Source organism: Rodentibacter ratti (assembly GCF_002000485.1).
GTDB lineage: Bacteria > Pseudomonadota > Gammaproteobacteria > Enterobacterales > Pasteurellaceae > Rodentibacter > Rodentibacter ratti.
This window is the reverse complement of sequence record NZ_MLAJ01000006.1, coordinates 39,770-61,090: the sequence shown is the minus strand read 5'-3', so window position 1 is coordinate 61,090 and position 21,321 is coordinate 39,770. Positions and strand designations below refer to the sequence as shown.

The 21,321-nt window shown below is 39.5% G+C and carries 20 protein-coding genes; 11 read left to right on the top strand and 9 right to left on the bottom strand.

What is annotated here, in order from left to right:
• Positions 1-43 precede the first annotated feature (43 nt).
• Positions 44-1,897: a 1-deoxy-D-xylulose-5-phosphate synthase gene (gene dxs / locus BKG94_RS06800; protein WP_077435525.1), complete on the top strand. Its 1,854-nt coding sequence runs from the start codon at positions 44-46 to the stop codon at positions 1,895-1,897.
• Positions 1,898-2,072: 175 nt separating this feature from the next.
• Here dxs and BKG94_RS06795 read toward each other — a convergent pair whose 3' ends face one another.
• Positions 2,073-2,324: a helix-turn-helix domain-containing protein gene (locus BKG94_RS06795; RefSeq protein WP_077435523.1), complete on the bottom strand. Its 252-nt coding sequence runs from the start codon at positions 2,322-2,324 to the stop codon at positions 2,073-2,075.
• Positions 2,325-2,387: 63 nt separating this feature from the next.
• Between BKG94_RS06795 and BKG94_RS06790 the strand changes: the two genes are divergently transcribed.
• Positions 2,388-2,777: a hypothetical protein gene (locus tag BKG94_RS06790; protein ID WP_077435521.1), complete on the top strand. Its 390-nt coding sequence runs from the start codon at positions 2,388-2,390 to the stop codon at positions 2,775-2,777.
• Positions 2,778-2,809: 32 nt separating this feature from the next.
• On the opposite strand, the gene BKG94_RS06785 is transcribed toward BKG94_RS06790, so the two are convergent.
• The 3 genes from BKG94_RS06785 to BKG94_RS06775 are packed head-to-tail and all read right to left on the bottom strand — an operon-like array spanning position 2,810 to position 5,299.
• A complete protein-coding gene (locus BKG94_RS06785) occupies positions 2,810-4,162 on the bottom strand; it encodes an anti-phage deoxyguanosine triphosphatase (protein ID WP_077435519.1) in 1,353 nt (450 codons plus the stop codon).
• A gap of 5 nt (positions 4,163-4,167) precedes the next feature.
• A complete protein-coding gene (locus tag BKG94_RS06780; protein ID WP_143538916.1) occupies positions 4,168-4,863 on the bottom strand; it encodes a CidB/LrgB family autolysis modulator in 696 nt (231 codons plus the stop codon).
• Positions 4,864-4,873: 10 nt separating this feature from the next.
• Complete coding sequence (locus BKG94_RS06775; RefSeq protein WP_077435515.1) at positions 4,874-5,299, bottom strand: CidA/LrgA family protein; 426 nt, start codon at positions 5,297-5,299, stop codon at positions 4,874-4,876.
• A gap of 227 nt (positions 5,300-5,526) precedes the next feature.
• On the opposite strand from BKG94_RS06775, the gene BKG94_RS06770 reads away from it, so the two are divergent.
• From BKG94_RS06770 to ppnN, 6 genes are read left to right on the top strand one after another with little or no spacing between them, the layout of a single operon-like run.
• On the top strand, positions 5,527-6,012 hold the full coding sequence (locus tag BKG94_RS06770; protein WP_077435513.1) for a thermonuclease family protein: 486 nt from the start codon (positions 5,527-5,529) through the stop codon (positions 6,010-6,012).
• Complete coding sequence (locus BKG94_RS06765; protein ID WP_077435511.1) at positions 6,002-7,201, top strand: cysteine desulfurase; 1,200 nt, start codon at positions 6,002-6,004, stop codon at positions 7,199-7,201. Before BKG94_RS06770 ends, BKG94_RS06765 begins: the two co-directional genes overlap by 11 nt.
• Positions 7,198-7,578 (top strand): SufE family protein, encoded by a 381-nt coding sequence (locus BKG94_RS06760; protein WP_077435509.1) that lies wholly within the window; start codon positions 7,198-7,200, stop codon positions 7,576-7,578. Before BKG94_RS06765 ends, BKG94_RS06760 begins: the two co-directional genes overlap by 4 nt.
• Entirely contained in the window at positions 7,569-8,354 is a 786-nt protein-coding gene (locus tag BKG94_RS06755) for a Zn-ribbon-containing protein (protein WP_077435507.1), read from the top strand. Before BKG94_RS06760 ends, BKG94_RS06755 begins: the two co-directional genes overlap by 10 nt.
• 12 nt (positions 8,355-8,366) lie before the next feature.
• On the top strand, positions 8,367-9,206 hold the full coding sequence (gene queF, locus BKG94_RS06750) for an NADPH-dependent 7-cyano-7-deazaguanine reductase QueF (protein ID WP_077435505.1): 840 nt from the start codon (positions 8,367-8,369) through the stop codon (positions 9,204-9,206).
• A gap of 8 nt (positions 9,207-9,214) precedes the next feature.
• Positions 9,215-10,570, top strand: coding sequence for a nucleotide 5'-monophosphate nucleosidase PpnN (gene ppnN, locus BKG94_RS06745; RefSeq protein ID WP_077435503.1), 1,356 nt, complete (start codon positions 9,215-9,217; stop codon positions 10,568-10,570).
• Between the two features lie 3 nt (positions 10,571-10,573).
• On the opposite strand, the gene BKG94_RS06740 is transcribed toward ppnN, so the two are convergent.
• Positions 10,574-10,783, bottom strand: a complete 210-nt coding sequence (locus BKG94_RS06740) for a hypothetical protein (protein ID WP_077435501.1) — start codon at positions 10,781-10,783, stop codon at positions 10,574-10,576.
• A 144-nt stretch (positions 10,784-10,927) separates the two neighbouring features.
• Between BKG94_RS06740 and BKG94_RS06735 the strand changes: the two genes are divergently transcribed.
• Positions 10,928-13,024 carry a TonB-dependent siderophore receptor gene (locus tag BKG94_RS06735; protein WP_077435499.1) on the top strand — a complete coding sequence of 699 codons (2,097 nt, stop codon included), beginning with the start codon at positions 10,928-10,930 and terminating at the stop codon, positions 13,022-13,024.
• Between the two features lie 118 nt (positions 13,025-13,142).
• On the opposite strand, the gene mak is transcribed toward BKG94_RS06735, so the two are convergent.
• The gene (gene mak, locus BKG94_RS06730) at positions 13,143-14,048 is read right to left on the bottom strand and encodes a fructokinase (RefSeq protein ID WP_077435497.1); all 906 of its coding nucleotides are present in this window, start codon (positions 14,046-14,048) and stop codon (positions 13,143-13,145) included.
• Between the two features lie 98 nt (positions 14,049-14,146).
• On the opposite strand from mak, the gene BKG94_RS06725 reads away from it, so the two are divergent.
• Complete coding sequence (locus tag BKG94_RS06725; RefSeq protein WP_077435495.1) at positions 14,147-14,866, top strand: response regulator; 720 nt, start codon at positions 14,147-14,149, stop codon at positions 14,864-14,866.
• Between the two features lie 153 nt (positions 14,867-15,019).
• On the opposite strand, the gene BKG94_RS06720 is transcribed toward BKG94_RS06725, so the two are convergent.
• Genes BKG94_RS06720 through BKG94_RS06710 form a run of 3 tightly spaced genes read right to left on the bottom strand, consistent with a single transcriptional unit; the run spans position 15,020 to position 18,505 of the window.
• Entirely contained in the window at positions 15,020-15,949 is a 930-nt protein-coding gene (locus tag BKG94_RS06720; protein WP_077435493.1) for an ABC transporter substrate-binding protein, read from the bottom strand.
• 28 nt (positions 15,950-15,977) lie between these two features.
• Complete coding sequence (locus tag BKG94_RS06715) at positions 15,978-16,949, bottom strand: ABC transporter permease subunit (protein WP_077435491.1); 972 nt, start codon at positions 16,947-16,949, stop codon at positions 15,978-15,980.
• Positions 16,950-16,993: 44 nt separating this feature from the next.
• Positions 16,994-18,505, bottom strand: a complete 1,512-nt coding sequence (locus BKG94_RS06710; protein ID WP_077435627.1) for a sugar ABC transporter ATP-binding protein — start codon at positions 18,503-18,505, stop codon at positions 16,994-16,996.
• A 221-nt stretch (positions 18,506-18,726) separates the two neighbouring features.
• Between BKG94_RS06710 and BKG94_RS06705 the strand changes: the two genes are divergently transcribed.
• Positions 18,727-21,315 carry an ATP-binding protein gene (locus BKG94_RS06705; protein ID WP_077435489.1) on the top strand — a complete coding sequence of 863 codons (2,589 nt, stop codon included), beginning with the start codon at positions 18,727-18,729 and terminating at the stop codon, positions 21,313-21,315.
• Positions 21,316-21,321: the final 6 nt, after the last annotated feature.

Here is a 21,321-nt window from a genome sequence, read left to right as displayed (position 1 = left end):
AAAAAGTGCGGTTAATAATCACAAATTTTTGGGAATAACTAACATGAACAACTACCCTCTTTTATCCCTCATTAATTCACCGGAAGATCTACGTCTTTTAAACAAAAACCAATTACCACAGCTTTGCCATGAATTACGTAGCTACCTTTTGGAATCAGTTAGTCAGAGCAGCGGTCATTTAGCTTCGGGGCTAGGTACGGTAGAACTTACTGTCGCATTGCATTATGTGTATAAAACGCCATTCGATCAACTCATTTGGGATGTAGGGCATCAGGCTTATCCGCATAAAATTCTCACCGGTCGCCGTGATCAGATGTCCACAATTCGTCAAAAAGATGGTATTCACCCTTTCCCTTGGCGTGAGGAGAGTGAATTTGATGTGCTGAGTGTTGGACACTCCTCCACTTCTATTAGTGCAGGATTGGGTATCGCCTTAGCCGCAGAACGAGAAAATGCGGGACGTAAAACCGTGTGTGTTATTGGTGATGGCGCAATCACAGCAGGTATGGCATTTGAGGCGTTAAATCATGCAGGCGCGTTACACACAGATATGTTGGTTATTTTAAATGACAATGAGATGTCAATCTCAGAAAATGTGGGCGCACTCAATAATCACTTAGCGCGTATTTTCTCAGGTTCTTTTTACTCTACGGTAAGGGATGGCAGTAAAAAAATTCTAGATAAAGTACCAAGTGTGAAGAATTTTATGAAAAAAACCGAAGAACATATGAAAGGTGTTATGTTCTCACCGGAAAGTACGTTATTTGAAGAACTTGGTTTTAACTATATTGGCCCGCTAGATGGTCATAATATTGATGAATTAGTCGCCACTTTAAGCAATATGCGCAATTTAAAAGGGCCACAACTGTTGCATATTAAAACGAAAAAAGGCAAAGGCTATGCCCCGGCAGAGAAAGACCCGATTGGTTTTCACGGCGTACCGAAATTCGATCCGGCTTGTGGTGAATTGCCAAAATCAAACGCAAAACCGACTTATTCCAAAATTTTCGGTGATTGGCTTTGTGAAATGGCGGAAAATGATCCTAAAATTATTGGCATCACACCGGCAATGCGAGAAGGTTCAGGGATGGTTGAGTTTTCCCAACGCTTCCCGGAACAATATTTTGATGTTGCCATTGCAGAACAACATTCCGTCACTTTCGCCGCCGGTTTAGCTATTGGCGGCTATAAACCGGTTGTTGCCATTTATTCAACATTTTTACAACGTGCTTACGATCAGTTAATTCATGATGTGGCTATTCAAAATCTTCCGGTTTTATTTGCTATCGATCGTGCCGGTATCGTGGGGGCTGATGGGCAAACCCACCAAGGTGCATTTGATTTAAGTTTTATGCGTTGCATTCCTAATATGATTATTATGACACCAAGTGATGAAAACGAATGCCGCCAAATGCTTTATACCGGATATAAATGCGGTAAACCGGCTGCAGTGCGTTATCCACGCGGTAATGCTTTAGGTGTAGAATTAACGCCTCTGGAAGTACAGCCTATCGGTAAAGCCCGTTTGGTTCGAGAAGGGCAAAAAATTGCGATTCTAAATTTCGGTACATTGCTACCTGCAGCCCTCGAAGCGGCAGAAAAATTAAATGCGACAGTGGTAGATATGCGTTTTGTGAAACCGATTGATAGGGAAATGATCAATATCCTTGCACAAACTCACGATTATTTAGTGACGTTGGAAGAAAATGCGATTCAAGGTGGGGCAGGCTCGGCGGTAGCGGAAGTATTAAATTTATCGGCAAAACCGACCGCTCTTTTACAACTCGGTTTGCCTGATTACTTCATTCCGCAAGGTTCACAACAAGAAATGTTACATGAATTGCAGTTAGATGCGGAAGGAATTGAGGCGCAAATCCTTGCCTTTACAAAAAACTAGGTACTGATGAAATTTTTAGTCATTTTTTTGAAAAAAATGTGAACTAACTCACAAAACAATAGTCTGATAAATTGCTAGTGCACTGCATATTTGCAGTTTTTTAAATGGTTATTTTATTTTAAGACCTCCACCGCTATTTGTTATGAATAGCGGTTTTTTTATCTTTTAAAGTGTGTCACCCAAACCGTTTTTCAATTTCTTTCAAAATCATTATGGGATCAAGTTCTAGCCCCTTACTATATTCAATAAATTCAAAAATATCTAACCTTCGGTCGCCAGTTTCCACCTTTCCAATAAAGGAATGTACAACGCCCAATCGTTCTCCCAATGCGCGCTGAGTTAAACCTAATTCATTTCGCCGATTAAGGAAAAGTTCCCTTAACCAGCTATGTTCATCAGAATGAACAGATAATCTTAAATTTCCCATTGCACCTATTTTAGGAGCAATATATACTTGTACCTGTTTTAGAACCAAACATTAGGAGGAGAGATGTCATTTTTATCTAAAACTTTTGGTGGATTATCGAGATCCTACTATATAAGGCAATTTCTTTTCGGTTTAATATTTTTTGCCTTTTTACTTTTCATTGGTTATGACAGCTACACGAGAAGTGGAATTCATTCACTTTTAGCGGTAAACATTGGTTATGGTTTGGTATGCTTATTCCTTTATCCTTATGCCCGTTTTGTTTATGAAAGTATTGTGGGATATATTTTTGGAGAGAATGTCTTTTTAGTGAATGCAGTTTTCTTACTTACTGTAAAATTCATCACTATGGCTTTATGTTTTTTCTTTTCCATTTTCATTGCCCCTATTGGGTTGATTTACCTTTATTTTTATCACTCAAAACAAGAAAAGTTGCAGAATAAAGAACAATAGTAAAAAGGACGCATTTGGCGTCCCTTTTTTCACTATAGTTGTTGATAAAGCCTCATGGCATGGGCATCGGACATACTCGCGATATGATCACAAATGACTCGTTTTTTCCGGTCGTCCGGAGCGTTTTGCCACTCTTCGGCGGTATGACGTGGCAAAAGACGGATTGGATCGGATTCAAAAATTTGAAACATTTCCGTTAACATTCTTTGCCCTTTGTATTCAATTCTCTGCGTATCAACACCACGAATCACATATTTCCAAACGAATTTTTTGAATACATCAAGGGCCATCACCACCGATCTTGGGAGTTCTGCGTTATAACGTAACAAAGGCTCATCAAAATTCTCGGTGAGGGTCCAACGTACATTGGTAATAAAAAAGTTCACCAATGCACCAATGGCATTTTTCCGTTCAAAATGTTTGTCAGAAAAAAGCCCTTGACTAATGCGTTGGATATTTTCTTGTAACCATGGATAAGGAATTTGCGCTAATGCCATATGCGCTTCTTGCCATTGATGTTGATTCACCATTTTGGTGACAATAGCGTCTTCTAAATCATGCACTGCATAAGCAATATCATCCGCCAATTCCATAATGCTGCAATCGAGAGATTTAAAACCGGTTTTTAAAAACTCGGCAGAATTTGACCGCTCTTTTTGCACTGAAGTGAATAAAGTGCGGTCATTTTCAGAGAGATTTTGTAACAGCCAATTAAACATCCCTAAGTCATCACGAAAAATTCCTTTGCCCGGTTTCCAATCGCTAATTTTGACATAACGGGCATCAACTTGGGTTAAATGAGGTAAATGCGCATATTGTGGCGATGCGGTATCCAAAATTGTTGGGTATTTGATGACCCCAAGCAATGTGCGGCGTGTTAAATTCATACCGGCATTTTCCGTATAAGGTTCAAGTTTTGTCAGAATCCGAAAAGTTTGCGCATTCCCTTCAAAACCGCCATGTTGATGCATCATAAAATTCAACGCTACTTCCCCTCCATGCCCAAAAGGCGGATGGCCGATATCGTGGGCAAAGCAAAGGCTTTCGATTAAATCATTGCTGGGTAATAATCCTTTAAGTTGTTTTTGTAGCGCCGTTTGTTCCCAACTTAATTGTTCGGATAAATGGCTAAATGCCTCAGCATATTTAAGTTGAGCGACCAAACTACTTCCAATTTGAGCCACTTCTAAAGAATGGGTTAAACGGGTTCGATAAAAGTCATTTTCGCCAATCGCATGAATTTGGGTTTTGGCTTGTAAACAACGAAATGCGGCAGAATGTAAAATCCGTCCACGATCTCGGCGAAATGGCGGACGATAATCTTTTTCACGGGGTAAATCGGGAATAAATCGTTCGGTCCAACTAGGCAATAAGGTATTTTTCATAAAGTTTACATAAACAAATAAATAAGGTTAAACACCAAAGGGGCAAGGATAGAGCTGATAATGCCACAAAGTACCAAAGAAATCGAACTATAACTCCCTGCTTTAGGATTAATTTCCATACAGCTTACTGTGCCTAATGCGTGAGAAATCGAACCGACCGATAAACCTATCGCCTCTTGGTGACGCAGCCCTATTTTTTTCAAAATCAAATAACCAAAAATCGAACCTTGCAACCCTGCCAGTACAACGCCTACTGCGGTAACTGCAGGAATCCCCCCTAAATGGGCCGATACTTCCATTGCAATCGGTGTGGTAATGGATTTGGGTAGTACCGTGGCGACCATATCCGGTGTCGCCCCTAAAATTAATGCAAGGATTGCACCGGTAAACATTGAGAAGACAGAAGCAAGGACAACAACAGAAAGAATAATACGCCATTGTTTGGCAATTTGTCTTAGCTGTTCATAAAGGGGCAAAGCGAGAGCCACAATACTCAGGCTCAATAAATGATTAATAGGGGCATTGCCTTGCATATAGTCATCATAAGGGATTTTTCCCATCACCAAAATCATGACCAAAATCAGCACGGTAAGAATAAATGAGTTGAAAATAATCGATTTCCAACGCTTATTAATTTGGAGAGCAAGCCAAAATCCGAAAATCGTTAATAAACTATAAAGATAAATACTGTAATTCATAATATCACTCTATTTAATGACTTTGTTTTTCTTCTTGTACTGTGCGTTTGGCTAAGACTTTTTTGCGTTTATGGTGAAAGGATTGGCGTTCAAACATGATATTCGCCACAATGCCGATAAAAACGAGGGTGGCACAAGTGCTGACAACATTAGGAATAATCAAAATATTCATTTGTGCCCATAATAAATCGGAATATTTGATAATGCCCACACTCACCGGAACAAACAAAACAGCCATATAACGAATCAATAAACTCGCCCCGAAATAAACCCATTCCAAAGGAATGACTTTTGTCGTCAAGCCCATAAAAAGCAACAGCAATCCCCAAATACTACCGGGTACCCCAACAGGGATAAAATGGGCAATTTGATTACCGAGATAAAGCATAATGTAAAGAATTAATAAGGAACGAACCAAAAGAAACAGCTTATGTAACATCTTTTTCCTTTTCAACTTTTCCAACAAAATTTAAAAAATATTTTACGCCTATTTTTCCGCCCTTTACTACCCTTTTTCTTGAAAAAGACAGGAATTTATGCGTTTGATCAAAAATCATAAGGCTGGTTCATTGGGGTTGTAATTTGCTACAATGCTGATTCATTTTCCAAAGTGTAAAAATTTTCAATAATTCGCCGAAATAACAGCGTTTATCTTGCATTAACCCTATGATTAAAAATACCCTTTTAATTTCATTTGCTTTTTTAACCGCACTTTCTGCCCATTCTTCTCCCGCCAATAACTGCCTTGTGGTCGGGATCAGTGATGGCGATAGCATCACTTGCCTGATGGAAGGAAAGAAGCAGATTAAAGTCCGTTTGGAAGAAATTGATGCACCGGAAAGGAATCAACCTTTTGGCAAAAAAGTCAAACAACAGCTTTCAAAGCTGATTTATAAACGTAGGGTGAATTTAAAAATAAGCGGTCAGGATCGTTATAAACGCACATTGGCGACCGTTTATTACAACGGTAAAAACATTAATCTTGAAATGGTGAAATCCGGTATGGCTTGGGCATATAATCAATATCTTCACCACCCCATTTATTTATACGCTCAAGAAAACGCACAGGCACAACGATTAGGTTTATGGGCTGATCGTTCCCCCATTCCGCCCCATGAATGGCGCAAACAGGAGAAAAAATATGGCTTTTGATTATCAATCATTTAAAGAAAATTTCCCTTATTTTAAAAGCCCTAATGCCACTGTATATTTAGATAACGCCGCTACGGCATTGAAACCTAACGTATTAATTGACCGCACCGCTGAATTTTATGCCTCTGCCGGTTCTGTACATCGCAGCCAATATGATGCGAAGCAAACCGCCCAATATGAACAGGCTCGCACGCAAGTGAAACGGCTAATTAATGCGGAAGATGAAAAAGCGGTGATTTGGACCTCCGGCACAACCCACGCCATTAATTTAGTGGCGAACGGGTTATTACCCCATTTGAAAGCAGGCGATGAAATTCTGATCAGCCAAGCGGATCACCATGCGAATTTTGTCACTTGGCATGAAACCGCTAAAAAATGCGGGGCAACAATTCGGGTTTTGCCTATTTTGGATAATTGGCTTATTGATGAAACCGCATTGAAACATACTCTTAATGAGCGCACAAAACTGGTGGCGTTAAATTTTGTTTCCAATGTCACCGGCACGGAACAGCCGGTTAAACACTTAATTCAAAGGATTCGCCAACAGAGTAATGCCCTTGTTTTAGTGGATGCTGCCCAAGCGATTAGCCATATTCAAATCGATTTACAAGATCTTGATGCGGATTTTCTTGCCTTTTCTGCCCATAAAATTTACGGTCCAAATGGGATCGGGGTTTTAAGCGGAAAATTGACCGCACTTTCACTGCTCCAACCCCTCTTTTTCGGTGGCAAAATGGTGGAGCGAGTATCAGCAGAAAACATCACTTTTGCCGATTTACCCTATCGCCTTGAAGCCGGCACACCGAATATTGCCGGTGTGATTGGCTTTAATGCGGTATTAGATTGGTTATCCCAATGGGATTTTGACTCAGCGGAACAACATGCTGTGGCATTGGCGGAATCGGTCAAAGTGCGGTTAAAAAATTATGTCGATTGTCGATTATTCAATTCGCCACAACCAAGTACTATTGTGTGTTTCACCTTTGAGGGAATAGACAGCTCAGATCTTTCCACCTTGCTGAGTGAACAAAATATTGCTTTGCGAGTGGGTGAACATTGCGCCCAACCCTATTTGGCAAGACTAGGAGAACGAACCACCCTACGCCTCTCTTTTGCCCCTTACAATACGCCGGAGGATGTGGCACAATTCTTCGCTGCACTGGATAAAGCTTTGGAACTTTTACAATGATTGACCAATTAAAACTCGCCAAAAACTGGGAAGAACGTTACCGCCTGATTATTCAGGCTGGCAAAAATGTACCTCGCCCCAGTGATGATGAACTTGCCGATATGCAACAAATTCATGGGTGTGAAGCACAAATGTGGTTTCAAATTTCCCCTCAAAATGACCGCACTTTTCAATTTAGCGCCTTCAGTGAAGCACGCATTATGAACGGTTTACTTTGGCTTTTACTGGAAAAAATCAATGGCAAAACCGCCGAGGAATTAAGTGTATTTGATCTCACCGCCTTTTTTACCGAACTCGGCATTGCACAGCGTTTAAGCGAAACCCGTTTAAACGGCTTAAATCAAATTGGACAAAAATTAAAACAGTTATGTACTTAATTGAAACCTTTTTCAAATTGACCGCACTTGAAAATGATGTGGCAGAGCAAAGCCGCTTGTTGAATGTGCTTATCGATCAATGGCGTTATAACGGGCAAATTATCGGGCGTGAAATTCCGTTATATTTGACGGAAGATACAAATGTACAAGGCTTTGCGACGCGTGTTATTTGCCCCGAGCAAACCAGCCTTTACCCTGAAAATAATAATGCGGAAGTCAATCACGCTTTAGAAAAAGCCGAAAAGTGCGGTTTGATTTTTGATGGTTTTCAAGTAATTGGCGATGATCTCAATAGTGATCAAACCGCCTCAAATTCTCATCCTACATGGCAAATACTTTATACCACCCATTTGCAAAGTTGCTCTCCTCTTCATAGTGGCGAAAATTTTGCCCCGATTGCCCTTTATAAACAACTGCAAAACCAACCGCATTTGAGCCAAGATGTGATTAAATGGCAGGAAAACTGGCAAGCCTGCGATCAACTTCAAATGAATGGGGCAATATTGGAACATCAAGCCTTAAATGAAATCACAGATCATCAAAGTACACTGACAAAACATGGCCGCTATTTAGCCCAAGAAATCGAAAAAATAAGCCATATTCCCACCTACTATTATTTGTATCGTGTGGGCGGCAAATCCCTTAAAAATGAGCAACATCGACACTGCCCCGAATGTGGTGGCAACTGGGCATTAAAGGAACCCATCTTTGAGATATTTCATTTTAAATGTGAGCAATGTCGCTTGATCTCAAATATTTCATGGAATTTTTTATAGAGAGGAAACACAATGAACAAGCAAGATTACGGATTAGCCTCACTGAAACTAGGTCAAAAAACCGACTACGCCAACGAATATGACCGAACCTTATTACAAGCCGTGCCAAGAGCCTTAAATCGCGATGATTTGGGCATAACTCAAAAACAACCCTTCACAATCGGTGCCGATATTTGGACAGCCTATGAAATTTCATGGCTGAATGAAAAAGGCGTGCCACAGGTGGCAATTGCAGATATTTATTTAGATCACCAAAGTCAAAATTTAATTGAATCGAAAAGTTTTAAACTTTATTTGAATAGCTTTAACCAAAGCAAGTTTTCCGATTTTAATCAGGTGGCACACATTATGCAGCAAGATTTAGCGGAATGTGCCCAAGGCGAAGTTAAAGTGCGGTTAAATTCCCTTGCGTTTTATCGTTCACAAAAAATTGATACGCTACAAGGCGAATGTATTGATGAGCAAGACATTGAAATTACTGACTATCAATTTAATACAGGCTGGCTAGAAAATTGCGTTTCTGATGAGATAGTCGAAGAATATTTAGTCAGTCATTTATTAAAATCAAATTGTTTAATTACCAACCAACCGGATTGGGGTTCTCTTCAAATTCACTATGTGGGTAAAAAAATTGATCGGGAAAAATTATTGCGTTACGTTGTCTCTTTTCGTCAACACAACGAATTTCATGAGCAGTGTGTAGAGCGTATTTTTTGCGATTTAATGCACTATGCCAAACCGGAAAAACTTACGGTTTATGCTCGCTATACCCGCCGTGGCGGTTTAGATATCAACCCTTTCCGCTCCAACTTTGAAGACTTACCGGAAAATTTACGTTTAGCCAGACAATAAGGATTATTATGTCGAATATTCATTTTATCAACCCGAAAGGCAGTATGGCACTGCTCTCTCATCTTGAAGTGGAACGCCTCACCAAAACCGCCCAATCGGAGCTATACCAACTCTATCGAAACAGTTCTCTTGCCGTACTCAACTCCGGTGCTGTCACTGATGATAGCCGAGCCTTGTTACAACAATATGCCGATTTCGACATTCATCTTGTGGCTCGTGAACGGGGAGTAAGTTTAGAGCTTCATAATCCCCCGGAACGTGCCTTTGTGGACGATAAAATGATCGCCAATATTCAATATCATCTTTTTGCCGTATTACGCGATATTTTATTTGTTAATCTTTTGTATCAAGATACAGAACCACAAAATAGTAAACAAATCACTAATCAAGTTTTCTCTATTTTACGCAATGCCAGAGCCTTGATTGTGGGGGAACATCCTAATTTAGTCGTATGCTGGGGCGGTCATTCAATTAATGAGGTGGAATACCGATATTGTCGTCAGGTAGGATTAGAATTGGGATCACGAGAGATGAATATCATCACCGGTTGCGGCACGGGTGTAATGGAAGCACCAATGAAAGGTGCGGCAATCGGACATGCGAATCAACGTTATAAAAACAGCCGTTTTGTGGGCATTACCGAACCCTCAATTATTGCCTCCGAACCGCCTAATCCCATTGTTAACGAACTGATTATTATGCCGGATATTGAAAAACGCCTTGAGGCTTTTGTTCGTATGGGGCACGGAATTTTGATTTTCCCGGGCGGCCCCGGAACCTTTGAAGAATTGCTCTATGTGCTGGGTGTAAAACTCAATCCCGAAAATAAAGCACAGCATTTACCGGTGATTTTGACCGGGCCAAAAGAAAGTGCGGATTATTTTGCCACCATTGATCGTTTTATTGGTGAAGTTCTCGGTGAAGAAGCCCAAAAACTCTATACCATTGTCATTGATGATCCGGTGACCGTCGCACGCCATATGAAAAAAGCCATGGAAGATGTGAAAACCCAACGTCGCCAAACGAACGATTCCTACGGATTTAATTGGTCATTAAAAATTGACGAACGTTTTCAACAGCCTTTTGAACCGACTCACGAGAATATGGCAAATTTAGCGTTACATTTTAATCAATCAAAAATGGATTTAACGGCCAATCTTCGCCAAGTTTTTTCCGGCATTGTTGCCGGCAATATCAAACCTCAAACACAAGATGCTATTGCCCAATTCGGAAAATTTAAACTCAAAGGTGACCGCACTTTAATGGAAAAAGTTGACTCCGTACTGCAAGATTTCATCCAACAACACCGAATGAAATTGCCTACAGGAAATGCCTATGAACCCTGTTATGAGATTGTAAAGTAACCTTCAGCTTGTTTTAGAAAAACTTTTGGGCAACAGATTCACTAGAACTCTGTTGCCCTTATCTCCTAAAATTAGCGTTAACCACTCTCGCCCTATTCCTTTAATAAAAAATTCATAATCTTCTACTTCTTTAGGTAATCCCCAAGCACTCCCTATTTTTATTCGATATTTTCTAAAAAAATACAGAGTGAAGAAATATTGTTCTAATGTCACTATTATTTCCTTGAGATAAAAATAAAATTAAATATAATAATTATTATCATTTAGTTTTGTGCAATTTGTACGACAAGTGATTTCGTAACTTACTTACTACGTATGGTAAGACAATGTTCATTTTTTTCATTTATAAGGAAATGTATGCAAGGAAAACAATTTAGCCTTACACACATCAGCTTTGTTGTGATGAGTGTGTTAACTGCAAGTGCTGCTTTAGCAAGTACCGATTCAAGCACTACGTTGGATGAAATTACTGTGACGGATCGTCAAGGTACCAAAGTGCAGACAAATATAGTCACAATGCAAGAACGTAATGAGAGCACTGCTAGTGATTTACGTAGCTTTTTAGCCAAAGAACCATCAATTGATTTCGGCGGTGGAAACGGAACCTCTCAATTCCTTACTATTCGTGGTATGGGACAAAATTCTGTTGATATTAAAGTGGATAATGCTTATTCCGATAGCCAAATCTTATATCATCAAGGTCGTTTTATTATTGATCCTGCTTTATTAAAAAGCGTTTCTGTACAAAAAGGGGCCGGTTCTGCAAGTGCAGGTATTGGTGCAACAAATGGGGCAATTATTGCTAAAACAGTAGATGCACTTGATTTGCTCAAAGATAGCGATAAAGATTACGGCTTCCGTTTAAATAGCGGGTTTTCATCTAATGATGGTTATAGCTACGGAGCAACGGCTTTCGGTAAATCGGGCAATTTTGATGCTTTAGTATCTTATGCAAGAACCGATGATGATAACTATAAACCGGGTAAAGGCTATCGTAATATTGATAGTGGGGATACGGTGCCTTATAGCGCTTTAGATAAACGTAATTATTTAATCAAATTGGGCGGCACGTTTGGAGATGGAAATCATCGCTTAGTATTAAGCCACCTTAAAGACGAACACCGTGGCGTGCGCACTGTGCGTGAGGAATTTACAGTTAGTCAGCTTCCTACTGAGCCGAAAGCAAGACTTACTTTAGAACGTCAAGCACCGACTTACCGTGAAACAAGCAAAACCAATACCAACCTTGAATACACCGGTAAAAACCTAGGCTTTGTCAAAGAACTGACTGCTAATGCTTATATTATGCAGGATAAACGCTATTCGGCAGATGACTCAAAATGCGGTTACTGTGGCAATGTAAAAGGCCCTACTACGACCAAAATCACCACTAAAGGAGCAAATGTCAATTTTGACTCCGATATTGGCGATTCGGTTTTACTCAAATATGGTTTAAATTACCGTCACCAAAAAATTACTCCACACGAATTCTTGCTAACCCAGTCTCAGTTACAATCGTTTAATCTCTCCAAACTGATTGAACCAACCAAAGAAGATACCGGTGCCTATATTGAAAGTATTAGCGCCTTGGGAGATTTTACCTTCACCGCAGGCTTACGTTATGATCATTTCAAAGTTAAAACGATGGATAGTAAATCTGTTTCCGATGGTAAATTTAATCCTAGCTTTGGTGTAATTTGGCAAGCAACTGATGGATTAAGCTTTAGTGCGACCCATAACTATGCTACACGTAGCCCACGTCTTTATGATGCTTTACTGACTCATGGCAAACGTGGCATCGTATCTATTGCAGATGGTACCGTGGCTGAGCGTGCGAGAAATACTGAAATTGGTTTTAACTACAGCTATGCCGGATTCACATTAGAAGGAAGCTATTTCTGGCAAAAAATTAATGATGCTTTAGCAAATCCACAAAATAGACATGAAGTTAATAAACTAACACTAAGAGAAGCAGTTAATGCTGGTATTATTAGAAATCGTGGTTATGAAATTAACGCTGGCTATACTATTGGTGGGTTTACCGCACGTATTGGTGTTGCAGAGAGCAAACCACGTATCTACGATACTCACCCCGATAAACTACTTAGTGCAAACCCTGAGTACGCTGTACAAATCGGTCGCACATGGACAGCTGCCCTATCCTACCGATTTGAAGAGCCTAATTTAGAGCTTGGCTGGCGTAATCGTACTGTTCAGAAAGCGAAAGGCTCTGTTTTGGTGCGTGACAATGAAACCGGTTCAGATATTGTACGTTCAGGCTATAGTGTGCATGATTTCTATGTAAACTGGAAACCATTGAATAATGATCAATTAAATATCAATGTTTCACTGAATAATGCCTTTAATAAATTCTATTATCCACACAGCCAACGTCCTAATGTACTACCCGGTGTAGGGCGCGAGTTACGTGTTGGCATTAATTATCAGTTCTAATTAAAAATAATTTAACTAGATCATATTTTAAAATTGTTCCACCGTTTATTGTAAACGGTGGATTTTTTTATCATGGTAAGCATGAAGAAAAGGAATGAAAAAATAATGGCAAATAGAATTACAAAGGCCACAACCAAGCCGCGCCCCGAACACCGCTGGAGTCACCATGCAACGCTTTACGAATAGGAGTATGAAATTCTTTGCCAAAGATATAATTTGGCATTAATTTAGGAACATTATGATAAAGACGATCAATGTTACATACTCCGCCGGCAAATACGATTACATCAGGATCAAGCACATTGACATAAGCAGAAAGTGCTTTTGCTAAACGGCGTTCATAAGCCTGCAAAGTTTGTTCTGCCAGCTCATCACCCTGCTCTGCGAGAGCCACGATTTCATGCCCTTTTAACTGTTTTGCTGAGCGACGAGTATAATCATCACAAAGTCCTGTGCCAGAAACAAATTGTTCGACACAACCGGAACGGCCGCAATAACAAGGTGTTGTTTGAGCAATTTGTTGCTCTTCTTCATCCATCCAAGGTAAAGGATTATGTCCCCACTCTCCACCAATACCGTTACCACCATTATGGGGTTTACCATTAATTACAATGCCGGAACCACAACCCGTCCCTAAAATTAACGCTAAAACGACCGCACTTCCTGCTCCGGCACCATCAGTTGCTTCAGAAACCGTCATACAGTTGGCATCATTGGCAATACGCACTTCTCGATTCAATATTTGAGATAAATCTTTATCTAGAGGCTGACCGTTTAACCACACAGAATTGGCATTTTTGACCTTTAAACTAAAAGGTGAAATCGTGCCGGGAATCCCCACTCCAACAGTTCCGGTTTGCCCTGTTTCCTGTTCAGCCTCCTCGACTAAACTTTTAATGGCCGCAAGAGTCGCTTCATAAGAACCTCTTGGTGTAGGAATACGTTTTCTAAATAGCGTTTCTCCCTTATGGGATAACGCAATAACTTCTATTTTTGTGCCGCCTAAATCAATACCGATACGCATATTCATCTCCTGTTTACCGGGCTTAAAATTTAAAATATGTTTTTTCTAAAAACTTGTATATACTTTTGCTCATACTGATTAAATTTATGAGACAAACAATGCCATCAAATTTATCTATTCTTATTATTGATGACGATATCCAAATCTGTGAACTGCTCACGGATATTTTTGAAGAACACGGCTATTCTGTTTCAACAGCCAACACAGGCAAACAAGCCTTAACATTGCTCCAAACAACCCCAACATTCTCACTTATTTTTCTCGATCTTATTTTACCTGATGTTAATGGACTAACTTTACTACAGCATTTAAAAGCTCTCACTTCGGTTCCGATTATTATGTTAAGCGGTTTGGATTCAGAATCAGATATTGTTGTGGGATTAGAAATGGGAGCAGATGACTATATCCCAAAACCTTTTTATCCCAGAGTCGTTGTGGCAAGAGCAAAAGTTGCTTTACGTCACCATCAACCAATATCTTTTTCCAATACACCGATTCGTCATGGTTTTCAGTTTGACCATTGGTTATTTGATACGGAAAACCACAAACTATATTCACCACAAAAACAAGAAATTATACTCACTCAAGGAGAATATGCTCTGCTCTATGCTCTGATTAGCCACGCTCAAAAAGTTCTTTCCCGTCAAAAATTACTTGAGTTAACACACACCGAAAGTCTGGATATTTTCGACCGCACTATTGATGTACTCATTATGCGTCTGCGTAAAAAAATTGAGCCTAATCCTAAAAATCCTCGTTATATCCAAACAGTAAGAGGAACCGGCTATTTGTTTAATGCAATCGTAGAATCCTGTTAAAACACAGTGAAAAATTATTCACAAACTCGTTCACTCGTTTGTTCATCTCTAACAGGATCGTTAGCAAACAACGTTCAAAAAGCATTGTTTTTTGTGACCGCACTTTTTTATAGTTAAGGCAGATCTAAGATCTGCCCTTTATTTTTCGTTGTTTTATTTTACTGTCCAACCTTTATAATCAGCGATATTTTCACGCGTGATTAAATTCACCGGAATTAACACTGCCTCTTTAGGAGCCGGTTTACCTTGTAAAATATCGTAACCGATTTTGACCGCCTCTGCCGCCATCACTTGCGGATCTTGCGCAGGTGTACCACGGAATAGACTGTCAGATAATTTTAATGCTTCTTCTCCATCAGGTGAACCGTCCACACCCATAATAAAGAATTCACTGCGTTGAGCCTGTTTAGCCGCTAAATCTGCACCGATTGCTGTCGGATCATTAATCGCAAATACGGCATCAATTTTTGGATGAGCAATTAATAATGAGGTCATGACTTCTAACCCACCTTCTCGACTTCCCTTCGCATTTTGGTTATGGGATAACACCTTAATCTCACCGTGTTTCGCAAATACATCTTGGCAACCTTGAACACGATCTTGTACAGCCGAAACCGGTGGTCCATTAATAATGACAACATTGCCCTTGCCATTCAATTTATCCACGATGGTTTGACAAGCAATTTCTCCGGCTTGATAGTTATTTGAGGTTACAGTAGCATCTGCGCCATCTGCCGCTACATCAACAGCAACAACGACAATGCCGGCATCACGTGCACGTTGTACGGCAGGACCGATCCCTTTGGAGTCTGCCGCATTTAAGATAATCATATCCATTTTGGCAGCAATGAAATTATCGATCTGTGCCACTTGTTGCCCTAAATCGTAGCCACTGGATACAGAGACAACATTAACTTTATCACCCGCCAATTCTTTGGCTTTCAATTCCGCCCCTTTTGCGATTTGCACAAAAAACGGATTAGCGAGATCTCCAACCGTCACACCGATAGAATTTAATTCTTTCCCTTGGGCAAAAGGTGCGATAGCTAACATTAACGATACAGCTAAAGTTTTTAATTTCATTACGATTTCTCCTATGTTGAAGTAAATATTATGCTGAACGGGTACGGTATTTGTCGATTAATACAGCCACGATAATAACCCCACCTTTAATAACGAGTTGCCAGAAATATGACACCCCCATTAATGTCATACCATTATTTAAGGTGGCAATAATTAGTGCACCAATCAATGTCCCTGTGATCGTACCAATTCCACCGACAAAGCTGGTTCCTCCTAAAATAACAGCGGCGATTGCATCAAGTTCATAACCCACACCAAGATTACCATTGGCACTGTATAAACGTGATGCACTCATTACACCCCCAAGACCGGACAACAAACCACTGGTGGCATAAACAAAAATTAATACTAAAGAAACTTTAATACCGGTTAAACGGGCGGCTTGTAAATTGCCTCCAACCGCATAGATATGGGTACCTAAAGTCGTGCGGCGTAAAATAAACCAGCAGATTGCAATCACGGCAAACGCAATAATCACCAACCAAGGAACAGAGCCGAGATAGCCGTTACCAATCCAGCTAAATGAGATTTTTGAGTTGATTACTGTTGTACCATCGGCAACCAAATAAGCTGCGCCACGCAATGCGGTATAAGTACCTAAGGTAACAATAAACGGTGGTAGCCCTGCATAAGCGACAAGTAAGCCATTGAATACGCCCATTCCCAATCCCGCAAGTAAAGCAATTGGGACAGCAAGATCGGCTAATGCCGGATTTAATGATGTGACTAACCCCATCACCGCCGTTACACCAAGAATAGAACCGACTGAAAGATCAATCCCACCAGTTAAAATCACAAAAGTCATACCGGCGGCAAGGACAATATTGATGGAAGCTTGACGGGTAATATTCATCACATTCGCTTCCGTCATAAAATTAGGTGCAACAAAAGAAAAAACGATGACAATTAAAATTAAAATCGGCAAGATCCCCATCGCTTGCATCGCATCAGCTAATGCTATTTTCTTAAACCCCACGTTGGTTGATTGTGCTGTTCCCATTTTTTACCTCTCTTTTAAGATTTAATCCTTCATTTGATTTTTATTTATTGCGCACCACAAGCAAACGCCATAATTTGTTCTTGATTAATATCACTGCCTGTCAATTCACCGACCATATAGCCTTCACGCATCACATAAACGCGATCACTCATTCCCACAATTTCCGGGAGTTCACTGGAAATCATCAAAATAGCCACACCTTGTTTTGCCATTTCAATCATCATTCGATAGATTTCACTTTTGGCACCCACATCCACACCACGTGTCGGTTCATCCATAATGAACAATTTAGGATGAATCGCCGCCCAACGGGACAGCAACACTTTTTGCTGATTTCCACCGGATAAACCGCTCACATTTACATTGGCGCTAGGCACTCGCATTTTTAGCCCTTCAATGGCTTCTTGAGTCGCTTGTTTTCCTTTTGTTTGGTTTATCACTAGCATTGTGGCATCACGCTCAATGGTTGCCATTGTCACGTTCTTAAGAATATTTAAATCAAGGAATAACCCTTCTTCTTTGCGATTTTCCGGCAATAACGCTACGTGATGTGCAATGGCATCCCGTGGTGAATTAAAACTAATTTCTCCCCCACTGAGATAAATTTTACCTTGCGTTGCCCGTTTAACACCGAACAATAGATGCGCCAATTCAGAACGTCCAGCGCCGACCAAACCGGATAAACCAATGATTTCACCAGCTCGAACCACAAGTGAAACATCTTGCACTTTATGACCGTCTGCAAGATTTTCTACACGTAATACTTCTTCCCCAATAGGAACAGATTCTTTGTTAAATAAATCGGTTAAAGGACGACCAACCATCATTTGAACCAAAGTCGCAGAATCTAAATTTTCACGAATAAGTGAACCCACATATTTTCCATCACGCAACACACTCACCCGATCCGCCAACTCATAGATTTCAGCCATACGGTGACTAATGTAGATAATCGCCATTCCCTCATCACGTAGTTTTTTCACTAATTCAAATAATCGTTCCGTTTCACGAGATGATAATGCGGCTGTCGGTTCATCCATCACTAATACACGGCTATTCCGATGCAAAGCCCGTGCTATTTCAACCTGTTGTTGCTCTGCGATGGTGAGTGACGACACTTTTTGAGTGGCAGAAAATTGTGCGCCTAATCGATCTAATACTTTTTGTGAAATCTCAGCCATAGTTTTACGATCAAGCCCATACCAATGTTTGATTTCACAACCTAAAAAAATATTTTCTGCTACCGTTAGATTCGGTGATAAATGAATTTCTTGATAAATCAAGGTAATGCCGGCTTTAATAGCATCTTTTGGAGAGGAAATTACAAAGCGCTCGCCATCAATAAAAATATCGCCTTCAGAAGCCGTATAAGCACCGGCAAGAATTTTCATTAAGGTACTTTTCCCCGCCCCATTTTCGCCCATCAAAGCATGAATTTCTCCTCGATAAATAGGTAAATCCACGCCTTGTAACGCATAAAATGAACCAAAACGCTTAGCGATACCTTTCATTTCTAATAATGGATGGGTAACTTGATCAGAATTATGTTCTTGCATTTCCATCACTCCCCCTTTGAAATTAGTTTTCAACATTTAATCATAGGAATATAAATAGAAAATGTTGAAACTGATTCACAATTGTCATAATTGCGACTTTTTATCAAATTTGAGAGTTAGATCACAAAACGATAGTAAGGGAATGATATTTTTCATTTGTTTTTATTAATTTACGCTTACAATAATCAAAAATGATGTAGAAATAAAAGTGCGGTCAAAAAATGAAAAATTGGAAAACATCAACAAAAATTTATAGCGTGCGCTTTCGTTTAATGCTGTTTCTAATCACAGTAATTTCACTTATTATTGCGATTAGTATGACGGCAATTATCGGATTGAATAATACCTATAATTCTTTATCCAATTTGCGGGATCGCTCCCTTAATCAAATGTTTTCCTCAATGACATTAGGGGTTAAAACCGCACAAATATCCACTTATGCGAAACGTTTAACGCAAACGACCAGTGCTTTAGAATATCAAGGGGAATCAAAATCCCTCACGCGTCATGCAGAAGAATTACAAAATTTACTCACACAAGCCAAGCAATCCACTGCCGAACCCAATGAAATCTTTACTCAAGTTATTCATCACATTGATTTACTTGAAAAAAGTGTACAGGATTTATTATTACAAACCCATGAACGTCATGTGTTACACACCACAATGATTAGCCAATTAAACCAAGGATTACTTTATATTCGACATATTAAAAGATTAGAAAAACGAGTCTCACCCAGCGATACAGCACATCAATTTCCGCAAAATTTTCTTATACAACTTGATCGAGTAGAAAAACTCATTGAAGATGCCACGAAAAGTCGTTTTTCTGTGAGTGTATTTACAGGAATTCAAGCCAATTTTTTATTTTTTCCTCCTGTTAAACAGTTTCCTGATATCAATGAAGAACTAATGAAACTTCAGCAGCAATTTCCCACTATGATTGATAACGCTAAAATCTTAGAGAAAGTTAATTTACGTATTCAATTTCTCACATTCAAGATTGATGCCTTAGTTCAACAAATCAACCAACGCTATACACAATTAGTTAAAGATAAAGTAGAAAATGCCAATACTAATTCAGAGCAAGTTCAACAACATTTATTCACCTTAACGCTATTTATTTTATTATTTTCACTTTTCACAATTCTGCTGATTATTATCTGGGCAAAATATATTTACTCTCTGATTGGAAAACGGCTTTATTCCATTACAAACGCATTAAAATGTTTATCACAAGGCAATAAAAATGTGACAGTGCCACAACAACATAGTCATGATGAAATTGGTGATTTAGCGAGAACCTTTGATGTGTTTTACCAAAATGTTATTGAACTGGAACGAACAGATTCCTTATTGAAAGAAAAAAATGAATTAGTCGAACAAACTTTTTTAGCTATGCGGGACGGATTAGCCATTTTTGATAAAGAGTTAAATCTCATCTCCCATAACGCTCAATTTAAAACATTGCTTCAACCATTTTTTACAGAATATCAACAACACAGCCTTTATTCATTAGTTAAGTATTTTGATTCGCGACAAACCAAAGTGATCGGAAGCAATCAAGCCATTAATTTAACCTTGCTTACGGAAGTGCGACAAGCGCAAGATTTTCTTGAAATACAATATGAAGAATACACATTAGAATGGCGTGTCAGCCCCTTAAAAGACGGATTTGTTATCTTTTTAATTGACCGTACACAACGTAAAAAATGGGAAAATGAGATTATTCATAACCAAAAAATGCGGGCAATTGGTCATTTAACCGGAGGCATTGCCCATGATTTTAATAATTTTCTTGCCGTAATTATTGGTAATTTAGATTTAATTAACCCTGATCATCTTGATGAACGGCAGGCAAAACGTTTACAACGAGCGTTAAAAGCGGCTGAAAATAGTGCGACTTTAACCCAACGCTTGCTGGCTTATGCAAGAAAACAACCGCTCCATCCGATTTCGCTGGATATTAATCAGCTTGTTTTAGAATTTAATGATTTAATCAAACATAGTATTCCGACAAGTATCAAAGTGCGGTTGGATTTAGGCGAGAATTTACCCCATGTTTACATTGATAAAAATCAACTTGAAACGGCGCTTCTCAACCTAATTGTCAATGCCAAAGATGCATTGAATGATCAAGGAACCATTACTATCCAAACAACAGCCTTTAATGTCACCCGTAGGTATCGACAAGAAGATATGGTTCAACTTTCTGTTATAGATGATGGCTGCGGTATGGATGAAGAGACGATCAACCACGTATTTGAACCTTTTTTCACAACAAAACAAAATGGTCGGGGAAGCGGATTGGGATTATCCATGGTATATGGGTTTATTCGCCAATCGAAAGGTCGGGTGAAAATTGATTCTTGTCCGTCACAAGGTACGGCAATTCACTTGCAATTACCGATTACCGTGAACATGAATTCTGCTATATCAACGCCAAAAAATTTTAGTAAAAATGAGGTTCGCTATAAGATTTTGATTGTCGAAGATAAAACAAGTTTACGTGAAACACTAGGCGAGCAACTCCATGTTCTAGGCTATATACCCATCTTATGTGAATCGGCTGAACAAGCCATTGAACAATTAGAACAAGGAGAAAAAATTGACTATTTATTATCTGATATTATGCTATCCGATAAACTCACCGGCATAGATCTTGCCAAATGGGTACAGAAAAACTTCCCTACCATAAAAATCTTACTTATCACAGGCCACACGGAGCAATTAGAAAATGCCGAACAATTTCCTGTGCTAATCAAACCCTTTACACTACAATCCTTACAACAAAAACTCCTTGGTCTCTAGTATTGC